The sequence below is a fragment of the Candidatus Williamhamiltonella defendens genome (assembly GCF_900699045.1).
Lineage (GTDB): Bacteria > Pseudomonadota > Gammaproteobacteria > Enterobacterales > Enterobacteriaceae > Hamiltonella > Hamiltonella defensa_A.
Genome location: NZ_CAADHL010000002.1, coordinates 39,577 through 52,138, shown reverse-complemented (window position 1 = coordinate 52,138; position 12,562 = coordinate 39,577). Strand labels below are relative to the sequence as shown.

Genomic DNA, 12,562 nt, shown 5'->3' with positions numbered 1-12,562 from the left:
TCTCTTTAATCTGAATATTTTTAGTTAAAATTAATTTCTTGATTAAAAAATGAGCAAATCTACTGTATTTGCGAAAGCAACACAATCGGATCTGCTGTAAATCGCTATGTTTTCGCTTTATTTACCTAAAATTGACAATAACTCTACGGTGATTAAATCAAGCTGATTTAAAAACGGTCTTTCATTGCACGTAAAGTAGAAAAAACAGACAGAGGATCATGTTTCTTAGTGCCCATTTTTTTTTGTAAAAAGCTTTCTTTACAGCGCAAAAAAAGATTAACTTGAGACTCACGCTTAAGGAGAGCGGGTAAGGTAGGTTGATTTTTTGCTCTTAATTTTTCTGCCTGTTTCTGATAGAGAATAATCTGTGGATCATCAGGTAAAATCGAGCGGGCAAATTTAAGATTAGAAAGTGTATATTCATGTCCTGCACAAATTAAGGTTTCATCTGGTAATTGTATTAATTTTTGGATTGAGTAATACATTTGATCTGCCGTACCTTCAAATAAACGTCCGCAACCGGCTGAAAATAAGGTATCCCCGCAAAAAAGATAAGGAGCAGAATAGTATGCAATATGGCCTAAAGTGTGTCCTGGGACTTCAATGACAGAAAATATTTGAGAACAAATAAAAAACTGATCTCCCTCTTTTAATAATATGGTCGCGCCTTTTTTGTTTGTTTCTTTTGGACCATAGACAGGAATATCTGGGAAACGCCGCAATAATTGAGGTACGCCCCCCATATGATCTTGATGATGATGGGTCAATAAAATGGCTCGAGGTAAAAGGCCTTGATCTGTTAATACAGATTCAACAGGAGAAGCCTCGCCGGGATCGACTATCACACAATGCTGATTAGAATCCGCTAAAAGCCAAATATAGTTACTTCCTAGCGCTGGAATATGAATCAGTCTCATAAACTCTCTCTCAAAACGTATTGTTGACGTTAAAAAAATAGACCATAGCACAATGAAATTTCTCAGTTCATACCTAAAAATACCTGCTCCCAACTCTTGGAATGAGTTTCCATTAGGCCCAAATTATCGTTTTGAAATTCAACAATATATGCAACCTTGGTGGCCAAAATTTTTTGGATTTTATTTGCTCAAAATCGGAGCGCTTAGCACAGAAATTGATACTCGTGAATCTAAGATCCCCCATCAGATTAATGTTGGGGAGCGGGGTGATCAAATGCAAGTCATTGTTGACCTTAACCAATTGCCTTTTTCTGAAAAATCGTCGGATGTTTGCCTGCTTTTACATGTTTTATCCACAGTGGAAGATCCTTATCGTCTTTTACGAGAAGTCGACCGCATATTAGTTGATGACGGTTGGTTGGTGATCAGTTATTTTAATTCATTCAGTTTGTTAGGGATCGGAAAATTACTGCCTGTGATCAAGCGGAGACAACCTTATGTCTATCCAATGTTTTCTAGAATGCGTGTATTAAATTGGCTAGGTTTACTTAATTATGAAATCGTCCATCAAATCGGGTTTCATGTTCTTCCGTGGCATGATCAGGGAGAATATTCTATGAAGATTCATTCACCTGCCATTAGTTGTCTTAGTCTTATCATTGCTCGTAAGCGAACCACGCCATTAATTTTAGATGCACTCAAATTGAGAACGCCTAAACGTTGTTTTAGCCCAATCAATACAGAAATTTATAAAATCTAAACCCTTATTTTTAATAATTCTTTTGATTTTCATAATTATGATCTCGATTTCCCCTCGTTTCATGACTTTCTCTTAAACAAAATCAAAATTTTTACTTGAAGTGATAAATGATTATATATAATGATGAGAATCATTCTTAAATAAAAAAGAAGCCTTCCAGATTTCTTACTAAGATCAAGGCCGCCAGCATATTTAGAAGCGTTTTTTGATATATCGATTGGACCAAAAAAACAATGCCATCTGTCTATATATACCTTGTTATTCTTAAATTTATACAGAGAACTGACTTATGTCTTTTACACTTCAAAAATTATTACGGCTTTCCTCTTTAACCCTTGCCATCTCTTGGCCTTCTTTAGCTTATGCAGAAAGCGGGATGTCAAATAAAATCGAAACAGCAGGAAAGAAGCCCTCTGTTAATAAACAGTCTCTTAAAACAGAAACCATCACCGTGACAGCCACGGGTAACCCACGCGATACTTTTTCTACGCCCATGATGATCACTGTGATTGACAGAGATAATGCAAAAAGTGACACCGCTTCGTCCGCAGCCGATATATTGCTTTCCACACCAGGCATCACGATTGAAGGGGTTGGTCGCAAAAACGGTCAAGATGTTAATATGAGGGGATATGGACGAAAAGGGATTCTTACACTGATAGATGGTGTGCGCCAAAATTTAGATACAGGGCACATGAGTGGTCATTTCCTTAATCCCAGTTTAATCAAACAAGTAGAAATTGTGCGAGGGCCTTCCGCATTATTGTACGGCAGTGGCGCATTAGGGGGGGTGATTTCTTATCAAACTGCGGATATGATTGATCTATTGCAACCTAGCCGAAACTCAGGATATCGCGTATTCAGCATGGGTGCCACAGGCGATCACAGTCTTAGTATAGGTGCGACGGTCTTTGGTAAAACCAATGATCTGGATGGTTTAATTACTTTTAGTAGTCGTGATGTCGGCAATATTAAAGAAAGTGATAGGATCAATGCGCCCAATGACGAAGGTATTCGTAACCTTATGGCAAAAGGCACATGGAAAATAGACGATTCACAATTTCTCAGTGCTAATATGCGATATTATCGCAATAATGCTAAGGAAATTTTGAATCCGAAAGAACTCAACCCCTCAGTAAAAAATCCCATGACGGACCGCAAAACAGTTCAAAAAGATGTACAATTTAGTTATGCCCTTAATACAAAAAAATCAGATTGGTTGGATGCCAAAACCACCCTGTATTATTCAGATGTGAGCATTAATGGCAAAGTGAAAAAACAAGCACATCAAGGGCGCACACAAAAAACGCTGGGAGCAAAATTAGAAAACCGGAGTCGTTTATTGATACGCAGCTCTGCCGTACATTTATTGACCTACGGTACTGAACTTTATCAACAAAAACAAAAACCAGAGGGTCCCGATAAGATTTTCCCTGATGCAAAAACTAATTTTTTATCTGGTTGGGTTCAGGATGAAAGCACTTTCCTTGATTTACCGGTGTCACTCTTAATAGGCACCCGCTTTGATCGCTATAAATCTACAAATCTCAAAAATGCAGATATCTCTGCAAATAATTGGTCATCACGAGGGGCTGTCACCCTCACTCCTACCGATTGGCTTATGTTGTTTGCTTCTTATGGACAGGCTTTCCGGGCACCGACTATGGGTGAGATGTACAATGATGCCCAACATTTTCTGGGTAACCGTTTCAAGCCGAATCCCAACTTAAAACCAGAACAAAATGCAACTCAAGAATATGGTTTTGGGGTGAAATTTGATGATCTGGTTCTAACAGAAGACAGTGTGGAATTTAAAGCCAGCTATTTTAGTACTCAAGCAACAGATTACATCACAACAGAAGTGAATTTTATCAAGGGAACTACGCAGTCTATCAACGTTCCAGATACCAATATTTTCGGTTTGGATGCCGTATTAAACTACAAAACGCCTTGGTTTGGGTGGAATTTAGCCTATAACCGTACCCACGGTAAAAATGAAAAAACAGGGCTTTATATTTCTTCTATCAACCCTGACACACTCACAAGCTCTCTGGATATTCCCATACCAAAAACGGATTTTTCAGCTGGCTGGGTAATGACGTTAGCAGAAAGCACAGATTTTATGAAATCCCCTGGCACAACCAATTCACAGGAAATAAAAGCACAACCAGGCTATGCGGTTCATGATTTTTATCTTAGCTACAAAGGCACAAATCAGTTTCAAGGCGTGACGACTAATCTGGTATTAGCGAATTCTTTTGACAAAGAATACTACTCCGCACAAGGCGTTCCACAATTAGGTCGCACAGCGAAATTATTGATTAGCTATCAGTGGTAATTTTTTGTATAAAATTTCCCATAGAAATAAAAAATCTCTGGGATCTTTCACTCATCTAACAGGATAAAAATATAACCATGCTATCGTCTTTCAATATAAAAGCGTTACAGAGCTAGTAGAATCATTCACACACAAATACCGCGATTGACGAACAACTTAATATCAGCACGGCAGAATCAATGCAGGCTCGTCTTGAGCAGGGTGTATAAATACTTACACTTTATTGTCTGAATTCGAAAGTGTGGTACAACGTTTTTCATAACACAGAATCAAAACGACATACCTGCAGTGAACCTGCGTTACGAAAATAGAAGAGTCATCCCAAATGGGCATTTCCCTAGATCACTGCTTCTAATTCTACTTTTAGGTTGCATCTTAATATCAATGCGATTACCGAAAGTTGAATTACCCGAAAAAATACCAAAGACTGGTTTGTCACCAGCCTGGAAGTATTTGATGCGAATGGCGATCAAATTGTGCAATTTGTATAATTATTTGCTCAGCGTGTTGAAGGGCAGCACGAACAAAAACAATGGCGTCGTCAAACCTTTTCTTTATTCAGTTATGAACGCAGAGTCCTAAAAAATGAAATATTGGTTTTTAGCAGGTGTATTGCTATACACTATTCTTGCTATATCGGCAGAGCGGATTGTCACCATTGTTAAATATATCTCTGAAAGAGTTTACGCATTGAGCATGAGTGCACACGTAGTGGATCTCGACAGCAGAAGTCTTCAACCAAAAGAAATTCGCACCCTGCCTATCATTGACTATATGCGACAGCTTAACATAGAAAGAATTTTAGCGATAAAACCCACGCTGATATTAGTCACCAACAAGCTTAACCTACATTGGTTTTGAAATAGATATCAAATAACGGTGTTCAGGTCGTAAAAGTACCAACGGAGCTCACATTAAAGAGCTTCACAAAAAAATCAGACCATCGATCAAGCGGTTCATCAAATAGAAAAGGTGAATTACTTTCTCAAACATATCAAAAAAATAGAGTCTATTAAAAATACCCCTATGCCCATCAAAATCCTGTTCATTATGAATTATGGAGGCACTCTCCCTCTGCTGGGCAGGGTACTTCAGCCAATGCGGTTATTGGAGTAATGGGTAACCAAAATACCATGCAAAGGTTCAAGCATTACCGCCAATTATCTGCAGAAGGTATTATATTATTGCCAGTAGGTCAGATCTCCTTCTAGTTACCACAGAAACTGTTCATTCTTTAGGAAGATTATATCAGGTTTAGCAACTGCCAGAAATGGATAAAATACCAGCAGGTAAGAACCGGCGGATCCTTGTTTTCTATTCTATGGATTTGATGGGTTTTTGATTATAAACACCCAACGTGATACGTCAGTTATATCGGACAGTAAGATTCTATTTAAAATTTAAAAAACTGACACCACTTGTTATAAACTTGGCGCCTTCCTGACATTATTAATACTGATCAGCATAAAATCAGCTATTTTTGACCGCTCACACTCTCTTTTTATAATGTATGGCATGCCCCATTAGAAGAAGACATGGGTTGGCAAATTTGGCTCAATATTCGTTTACTGACAGTGCTTTTGGCAATATTGATCGGCAGGGTACTGGCTGTCTCCGGCACCATTATGCAATGGCTGTTTCGAAACCCATTAGCGGACCTGCTTATTAGGCATCTGCAGCGGCACCGCATTTTTAATGGCTTTAGCCACGATGATGCCATTCACTTTGCCGTTTTTAGGAATTGGCGCCCATTTAATTGCGGATTTAATAGACAGCTTACTGATTTTTGTCATGATCCTTTTTAAAGTCGATCGGGTAAGAAATGAAACTTCAGCCGTTTATTATGAGCTAGCATTGCCAGCAAGACACTATGTAGTTCCGGCATCCGACTCCGAAGTTATTTGAGCAGAGATCAACAACTGAGACATTTCTCTTTATAGATGATAGGTGCTCTCAACCAAATAGAGTGACGCACATTATTCATTGCAACGACTTTGATTCTCACTGATATCGCCATCACATTATTTCAAGCCAATAAACTAAATTTATTGCAATTGGGGGGATGAAGAGGCGCATTGCTTGGTGTTGATGTGGCCCGAACGAAACGGAAGCTATTATTAAGTGCTTTGTTGGTGGGAGTTGCAGTGTCAATAACAGGCGTTATAGGTTTTACCAGTTTGGTTGTACCTCATGTAGAACGGATTTATGTAAACAGAGATCATCACTTGTTATTGCCAGGGGCAGCCTTAGGCGGTGCCTGTTTGTTGATCACCGTAGACACTATGGCTCGAACCATCTTCGCCCCTGCAGAAATGCTAGTCTGTTTGATCACAAGCCTGATCGGGGCCTCTTACTTTTTCTGCTGATACTCAAACAAGCTCGCTGTTCATAGTGAGTTTTAAAGGATTTTATTAAAATACGCTTTCTTCGCGCCCGCCTATTTTATTCAACTCGCAAAATTTACATTACCATCTTGGTAATCGTTTTTTAATACAAACGCTCTCTATATAAATCTAGCCCGGCGACATAGTAGGCATTATCTGGCAGAATAGCGCAGGAAAATCTACCTGAATGAAATTGCTCAGTGGTTATTTATCGCCGACATTCGGACGTTGCGATTTATTAGGTCGGCCTCTGTCTCAATAGCCTCAGCATTTATTAGCCAAAACTCGTGCGATAATGTGCCAATCTAGTCATCTATTGTTTCCATTTAGCGTTAAAGAAGTCGTAGCGATGGGGAGAGCGCGCCAAATGCTACTCATCAACTTGATAATATTGTATAAATAGCCATGGAACAAACAGGATGTGACTCGCTTTCTCAGCGAGACTACCGAAAATTATCCGGTGGAGAGCAGAAACGAGTACAGATTTCATGCGCATTAGCTCAACGACGAAAGGGCATGCAGATCGTTTGGCATCGGATGATTTTACGACGCCCGTTGGTTGATGGGTAACATCATTAAAATCTCGAATACCGTACGTTTTGCACAAACATTAAGTATTTTATCGAGCAGTTAAATCCCTTTAGTCGAAAGGATGAGCATTATGGAAAAAGTGTCTTCAAATAAATATGTAGAGCTGCAGGTATTAGCAGCATCTTAGTAGATACGACACGGGCTTTCTTTGCTATTTTCTCTTTCAAAAAGCCGTTTATTTTCGCCCATGATGCTACATGATTGCATCTGGTCAACGCAGGGACGAGCTCCATATAATACAGGCAATAGAGATCGCTCAAAATGTAGAGGCATATCAAAAAACCATTTAATGGTTACATAGAGATATTACATATATGTTCTTTCATATTTTTAAATCTAATTTTCATGCGGGTATTGATGCTGTATATTCAGATAATAGAGGCATAATTATAGTATCTGTAGGTTTTCCAAATCCGAACATGCACTGAAAAGACACCACCTATTTAAAGTCGGTTATCGACTTCAAAATAATCTATAGCGCTTAACTTGGCCTGCGGAAACGCTCAACAGATAAACTACTAAAACTCTGAGTCGCTTGCAATCAATAAATTGACGCGTAGCTTAGCGCATAAACATAAAAATGAAGTCACTTTGGCACCGGGCTGGAAAAAATCATTCGGAGTTTATCCTCTTAAAGAGGCTTTAATCCGCTTAGAACTCAGTGAGTTTCAGACCTATTTTAATATAAATACGCTTATAGATCCCTTTTCTCAACGCAAAAAATAAATCGCCATGGATACAATTGATAGTGCTGCTTAACATATTCTATATTCATACCTTATAAAGCATTAAATATGGCGAATCATATAGTGAAATTCATGCACAAGCCTAAGCCTAAAATTAAGTCTATTGAACACAAAGTGAACAACGGTTTTATGCTATCAAAGCCTACTGTTTCAACGTCAGAACGTTTTTTAACGAATGGAAGTGAATTACGTGTTTTCAAAGGCATCACAGCCCAAAAATATCGTCTTTACAAAACATAAATCTACGTATTACCTACCGCCTCTGAAAAGCTCAACCTTAACACTCTTAAATCCGATAAGGCACAGGTCTTAGCGGCTTTGTTAACGCTCCCATCTTTCATTGCGCCACGCCAAACAAATTCTTCTTGCTCTCCTTAAAAAGGGTTGCCGTGACTGGAACAAGGTATTTCGTCTACCGGAATTAGATGGATTGCACATCAAAATACAACAAAAGCTTCGTGCTTCTTATCTGACGATGAGCAGAGATTTCTCTATGTTACGCGCTCAAATTAACATGAGTCGGGGAGGGGACTTCGTTTTAAACTCTTTTTACCACACCAAGGTTTAAGCCCATTCTGTGTGCTCAGACACCAATTAGGAGAATTGGAATCACGGATATCCTATTTATTTACTTACGGGAAAAATAGATCAATCTGTTCACTGCATTCATTATTCCGTCAATGCAGATCTCATTAAAGACGATGGAAAATTGAATCAATTCAGTAAGCGCGCTGAGCTTTCAGCGCTTTTTTAAAGATCTGATATACAGGTTTTATGACCGGGGCAACAGGTATCGATACAATCATGCATTTTACCTTATGAAAGTCTCTCGAATATAGTGAATCAGAATGCAGCTCAGGCGGGTATGGAAATCATTAAAATGTAAGAGTAAGAAAAATCATTACAAGTTTGGGTCATTAAGTGTCTTTTAAAAAAATTAGTTTATTAGTGATTCGATCTACAATGTCAGCACGGTATACAAGCCGCTTATCTTGACCTGATTGAGACTGACATTCTAAGGATATAATAGAGGTGCAGCGTTTAGAATTCATCAGAGATGTCAAATAAGGTTTCCATGCCCCTAAAATTTACCGCCCTATTTTATAGATTTTCAACAGGCTGAATGGGTTTTTAAGATAATGGAGTGCTGATGTTTTATCAATTAATATTTTTATTGATTTTTATTTTAAATAAATGTGTTAAACCTTTTGCTATCGATCCTGCGAGCACACTTGCCAAAAAACAGGTTGATAAAATCAGACCATATCTTCCTATGAAAAGTGAGCACTATGTGCTGATGGTGGCTCACTATTAGGCTAATAAAATTAAGATTATATTTATGCAAGAACAGGAGACTGAATTTACAAAGTCACCGCATCAATTTTTATAAGAATATCAAAAACATTTATGTGCTTCAAACGAGATTTGAAATGTGCTACAGCAAAATATTTAGTATCACATGAGTATCAATAGAGTTTGAAATCAGCCGCTTGCAAGGATGAGTTTATCTTATAAACACTGCCTTTATAAGATAGAAAAACCATGATGCTTTAGTTACAAATGTTGGAAAATATACCTTTTATCTTTATAGTCATTTTGATTTTTGGTTTTGTGATCAACAGTTTTTTAAATGTCGTTATTTACAGATACTTTAAAATAATCGAAAACGCTTGGTGTTTTAAAGCCTAAAATATGTTGGGGATCCCCTCTAAAAAATAGAACGTTTTGATTTCATTTTATCTCCTTCGCACTGTATTGAATCTCAAACCCTGTTGCGTTTTTACAATAAGATCCCTTTCCTCTCTTGGTTATATTTAAAAAACTAATATCGATTTTATCGAAAAAAGATTGGTCTTCGTTATTTAGTAGTAGAGTTATTTACTAGTATTGCATTTACCCTTCCGGTGATGGTTTGGGGCTTTCTTTTAGAGTATGGTGATAATGGGATGCAGCGTCTTATTGATTATTCTTAGTTTTATTAACATCGATCATATTTGATTTCCAAAGTCTTGAAATTACGCTTTACTTTGGTTTCGCCTCTTGGTGGCTTTACTGGATTACAGCCCCCTGAATTTATCCTAGGCTGTCAGCGGTGGATGATCGGGTATTTCGCATTATTGAACCTATATTGGGGGTTTAAATTTCTTTTTGGTCGAGAAGGGGTAGGATCGGGGGGATTTTTATTATTTAGTGCTTTATGAGCGTTGCTTGAAGTGTAAAATCTGATTCATGTCGCTTTAATCTCGTCATTCTCTGGCATACTATTTACTTTATTGTCTGGGCCTACAAAAGATAAGATCCCATTTGAGATTTGGATGGCTCTGGGTGGTTGGTTTGTATTACTATTTCCAGATTTTATGGGGCTGTTTTTAAAATCGACTTAAGATCTCAACAGAGATTTTTTATTTTTAACAACCTATTTGATGTCTATCACATGATTTTTCAAAAATTAAATTATCAACCAGATGCTCTTTTATAGTATTTTCTTCTTTTTTAGAACAGCCTTGGGCTGTTTTGTTGCATTCTAAATTTGCTCAACACGCTCATGATCGCTTTGATGTCATGGCCGCAGAAAAATATAAAAATTGTTCTTCACTTTCATATGGCATCTGATGTGATTGAAAAAACGCGCTCGATTCTTTTATGCTTTTAAACCAAGAGTTAAATAAGTTAAATTTGATAGCAAAACCATAGTCTGATGTGCCTTTTCTTGGAGGTGTACTGGGGCTTTTGGATATAATCTTGGGCACAGAATTAAACGATTACTAGAAAAAATCAGAAGGATATCGATTTTCCTGATATATCGATAGGTATATATGAATGGGCTTTAATTGCTAATCATCACAAAGAAGAGTGGATTTTAGTTTACCATAATCATATTAAGCTATGCTGACAATACTTGGAAGAATAAAAAATTAAGCCTCTCACTTTGTTCAACTTTTTAAACTCAATTCAGGCTAGCACAGTTAGCATGTCTCGCGAAGCATATAGTCAAAAATTTCGCCAAATAAAAATATATTTACTAAAAAGATCTGGCTAAGAATTTAATGATTGTTGATTTTCTACGTAATGATATCAGGTGAGTGGAGAAACCAGGTACTGTAAAAGTGCCTAAGCGCTTTGTAGTTAAGACCTTTCCGTTGGTACATCATTTGGTGAGTACCATGACAACTAGGCTGCGTCAGAAATATACTGGTACTGATTTATTACGGGCGTGTTTTCCTGGAAATTCAGTGAGTGGAATTCCTAAAATGCGAGCCATGGAAATTATCGAAGCACTTGAACCTCATCATCGTAATCTGTATTGCAGTAATATGGGGTATAGTAGTCTCTGTAGCACCATCAACACCAATATCACAAACTGTACTTTTTTAACAGAACGAGTAAAAATTCATTGTTGAACGGGCGGAGCCATTGTTGCTGATAGTGAAGAGCAAGCAGAATATCAAGAAAGATTAGATAAAATTGCACGAATACTGTCCCAGTTAAAAACTGGGTTGCATAAACAAAAAGAGGATACTAAAATATCCTCTTCAAGTAAGAGGTTTAAATTTCATCTAAACATTAAATAAAAAATTCATGATATCCCCGTCTTGCACGATATAATCTTTTCCTTCTGAACGTATTTTGCCGAATTCTTTTGCCCCCCGTTCGCCCTTAAAAGCGATAAAATCACTAAAAGCAATGGTTTGAGCCCGGATAAATCCCTTTTCGAAATCGGTATGGATTTTACCCGCGGCCTGGGGTGCAGTTGCCCCGATAGGAATTGTCCAGGCGCGCACTTCTTTAACACCGACAGTAAAATAAGTCTGTAAATTCAACAATTGATATCCTGCTCGAATCACTTGATTTAAACCGGGCTCTGTAAGCCCCATGTCAACCATAAATGCTACACGTTCTTTTTCTTCCAGTTCAATCAGATCGGCTTCTATTGCAGCACAGACAGACACCACAATGGCTTTTTCTTTTTCTGCAATCTGATAAACCTTATCTAAATGAAGATTATTTTTAATCCCGTTTTCATCGACGTTAGCAATATACATAGTTGGTTTTAATGTTAAAAAATTAAGATAAGCCATCGTATTTTTTTCTTCTTTTGTTAAATCGAGAGTGCGTAGCATCTTTCCTTGTTTCAAAAAAATTAAACATTTTTCTAACGTTATCAATTCTATATTAGCGGATTGATATCCCCCTTTTGCTTTCTTTTGAATCCGATCCAGTGCATGTTCACAGGTTTCTAAATCAGACAAAGCCAGTTCTGTATTAATAATATCGATGTCTTCGCTAGGATCCACTCTTCCTGCAACATGAATAATTTTATCGTCATAAAAGCATCGAACTACCTGTGCAATAGCCTCAGTTTCACGAATGTGACTTAAAAACTGGTTTCCTAAACCATCTCCCTTAGAGGCGCCTTTCACTAGCCCAGAGATATCGACAAACTCCATATGAGTATGCACAACTCTTTTAGGCTGAACGATCGCTTCGATCTGCTTAAGTCGAAGATCTGGGACAGGCACAACCCCGGTATTGGGTTCTATGGTACAAAAAGGAAAGTTAGCAGCTTCAATACCCGCTTGTGTTAATGCATTAAAAAGAGTGGATTTGCCTACATTAGGCAAACCCACAATCGCACATTTAAAGCCCATTTTTCAAATACCTTTTAGATGAATAAAGAAAAATAATTTTTTATTTTAAAATACATTGATTATATATGTTGATATTATTCTTGGTAAGAGAACAGGTTGGAGCAACAGGGTACAATAATACGAATCATAGGCTCTATATTGAGATATGATTGTTAAATTTAAAAGAATAAAAACGGA

The 12,562-nt window shown here is 37.6% G+C and carries 13 protein-coding genes and 2 pseudogenes; 12 read left to right on the top strand and 3 right to left on the bottom strand.

The genetic code is table 11. From position 1 onward, the window contains the following. Positions 1 to 167: 167 nt before the first annotated feature. Positions 168 to 917: a hydroxyacylglutathione hydrolase gene (gene gloB / locus CICURV3402_RS03330; protein ID WP_158379848.1), complete on the bottom strand. Its 750-nt coding sequence runs from the start codon at positions 915 to 917 to the stop codon at positions 168 to 170. A 52-nt stretch (positions 918 to 969) separates the two neighbouring features. Here gloB and CICURV3402_RS03325 point away from each other — a divergent pair, with 52 nt between their 5' ends. The 5 genes and pseudogenes from CICURV3402_RS03325 to CICURV3402_RS07605 form a co-directional block, all read left to right on the top strand. Then, positions 970 to 1,677, top strand: coding sequence for a methyltransferase domain-containing protein (locus CICURV3402_RS03325; protein ID WP_158379847.1), 708 nt, complete (start codon positions 970 to 972; stop codon positions 1,675 to 1,677). A gap of 289 nt (positions 1,678 to 1,966) precedes the next feature. Then, positions 1,967 to 4,015, top strand: a complete 2,049-nt coding sequence (locus CICURV3402_RS03320; RefSeq protein WP_158379846.1) for a TonB-dependent hemoglobin/transferrin/lactoferrin family receptor — start codon at positions 1,967 to 1,969, stop codon at positions 4,013 to 4,015. Positions 4,016 to 4,419: 404 nt separating this feature from the next. Next, the gene (locus CICURV3402_RS07345; protein WP_158380008.1) at positions 4,420 to 4,506 is read left to right on the top strand and encodes a hypothetical protein; all 87 of its coding nucleotides are present in this window, start codon (positions 4,420 to 4,422) and stop codon (positions 4,504 to 4,506) included. Between the two features lie 94 nt (positions 4,507 to 4,600). After that, positions 4,601 to 4,876 carry a TroA family protein gene (locus CICURV3402_RS06570; RefSeq protein WP_235667623.1) on the top strand — a complete coding sequence of 92 codons (276 nt, stop codon included), beginning with the start codon at positions 4,601 to 4,603 and terminating at the stop codon, positions 4,874 to 4,876. 674 nt (positions 4,877 to 5,550) lie between these two features. Then, positions 5,551 to 5,613 (top strand): annotated as a pseudogene (locus CICURV3402_RS07605) (hypothetical protein); the annotation flags it as partial. A gap of 51 nt (positions 5,614 to 5,664) precedes the next feature. On the opposite strand, the gene CICURV3402_RS07600 reads toward CICURV3402_RS07605, so the two are convergent. Beyond that, a complete protein-coding gene (locus CICURV3402_RS07600) occupies positions 5,665 to 5,808 on the bottom strand; it encodes a hypothetical protein (protein ID WP_407079078.1) in 144 nt (47 codons plus the stop codon). A 282-nt stretch (positions 5,809 to 6,090) separates the two neighbouring features. Here CICURV3402_RS07600 and CICURV3402_RS07595 point away from each other — a divergent pair, with 282 nt between their 5' ends. The 7 genes and pseudogenes from CICURV3402_RS07595 to CICURV3402_RS07590 form a co-directional block, all read left to right on the top strand. Beyond that, on the top strand, positions 6,091 to 6,381 hold the full coding sequence (locus CICURV3402_RS07595; protein WP_407079071.1) for an iron chelate uptake ABC transporter family permease subunit: 291 nt from the start codon (positions 6,091 to 6,093) through the stop codon (positions 6,379 to 6,381). A 423-nt stretch (positions 6,382 to 6,804) separates the two neighbouring features. Next, a complete protein-coding gene (locus CICURV3402_RS06565; RefSeq protein ID WP_235667622.1) occupies positions 6,805 to 6,969 on the top strand; it encodes a hypothetical protein in 165 nt (54 codons plus the stop codon). Positions 6,970 to 7,784: 815 nt separating this feature from the next. Then, positions 7,785 to 7,976, top strand: coding sequence for a hypothetical protein (locus CICURV3402_RS03295; RefSeq protein ID WP_222837041.1), 192 nt, complete (start codon positions 7,785 to 7,787; stop codon positions 7,974 to 7,976). 100 nt (positions 7,977 to 8,076) lie between these two features. Beyond that, entirely contained in the window at positions 8,077 to 8,304 is a 228-nt protein-coding gene (locus CICURV3402_RS03290) for a hypothetical protein (RefSeq protein WP_187306920.1), read from the top strand. Between the two features lie 1,147 nt (positions 8,305 to 9,451). Further along, entirely contained in the window at positions 9,452 to 9,562 is a 111-nt protein-coding gene (locus CICURV3402_RS07340; RefSeq protein ID WP_320410064.1) for a prepilin peptidase, read from the top strand. A gap of 183 nt (positions 9,563 to 9,745) precedes the next feature. Continuing rightward, positions 9,746 to 9,937 carry a hypothetical protein gene (locus tag CICURV3402_RS06555; RefSeq protein ID WP_235667621.1) on the top strand — a complete coding sequence of 64 codons (192 nt, stop codon included), beginning with the start codon at positions 9,746 to 9,748 and terminating at the stop codon, positions 9,935 to 9,937. An 825-nt stretch (positions 9,938 to 10,762) separates the two neighbouring features. Further along, positions 10,763 to 11,308, top strand: a pseudogene (locus CICURV3402_RS07590) (chorismate-binding protein); the annotation flags it as partial. Here CICURV3402_RS07590 and ychF read toward each other — a convergent pair. Beyond that, on the bottom strand, positions 11,294 to 12,385 hold the full coding sequence (ychF, locus tag CICURV3402_RS03275; protein WP_158379845.1) for a redox-regulated ATPase YchF: 1,092 nt from the start codon (positions 12,383 to 12,385) through the stop codon (positions 11,294 to 11,296). The pseudogene CICURV3402_RS07590 and the gene ychF sit on opposite strands and share 15 nt — an antisense overlap. Between the last annotated feature and the right edge of the window lie 177 nt (positions 12,386 to 12,562).

Coding starts and splice junctions, on each gene's coding strand:
- CICURV3402_RS03295 (WP_222837041.1), top strand. CDS start 7,785: ATGGCGAATCATATAGTGAAATTCATGCACAAGCCTAAGCCTAAAATT.
- CICURV3402_RS06565 (WP_235667622.1), top strand. CDS start 6,805: ATGGAACAAACAGGATGTGACTCGCTTTCTCAGCGAGACTACCGAAAA.
- CICURV3402_RS06570 (WP_235667623.1), top strand. CDS start 4,601: ATGAAATATTGGTTTTTAGCAGGTGTATTGCTATACACTATTCTTGCT.
- CICURV3402_RS03325 (WP_158379847.1), top strand. CDS start 970: ATGAAATTTCTCAGTTCATACCTAAAAATACCTGCTCCCAACTCTTGG.
- CICURV3402_RS07600 (WP_407079078.1), bottom strand. CDS start 5,808: ATGACAAAAATCAGTAAGCTGTCTATTAAATCCGCAATTAAATGGGCG.
- ychF (WP_158379845.1), bottom strand. CDS start 12,385: ATGGGCTTTAAATGTGCGATTGTGGGTTTGCCTAATGTAGGCAAATCC.
- gloB (WP_158379848.1), bottom strand. CDS start 917: ATGAGACTGATTCATATTCCAGCGCTAGGAAGTAACTATATTTGGCTT.
- CICURV3402_RS03320 (WP_158379846.1), top strand. CDS start 1,967: ATGTCTTTTACACTTCAAAAATTATTACGGCTTTCCTCTTTAACCCTT.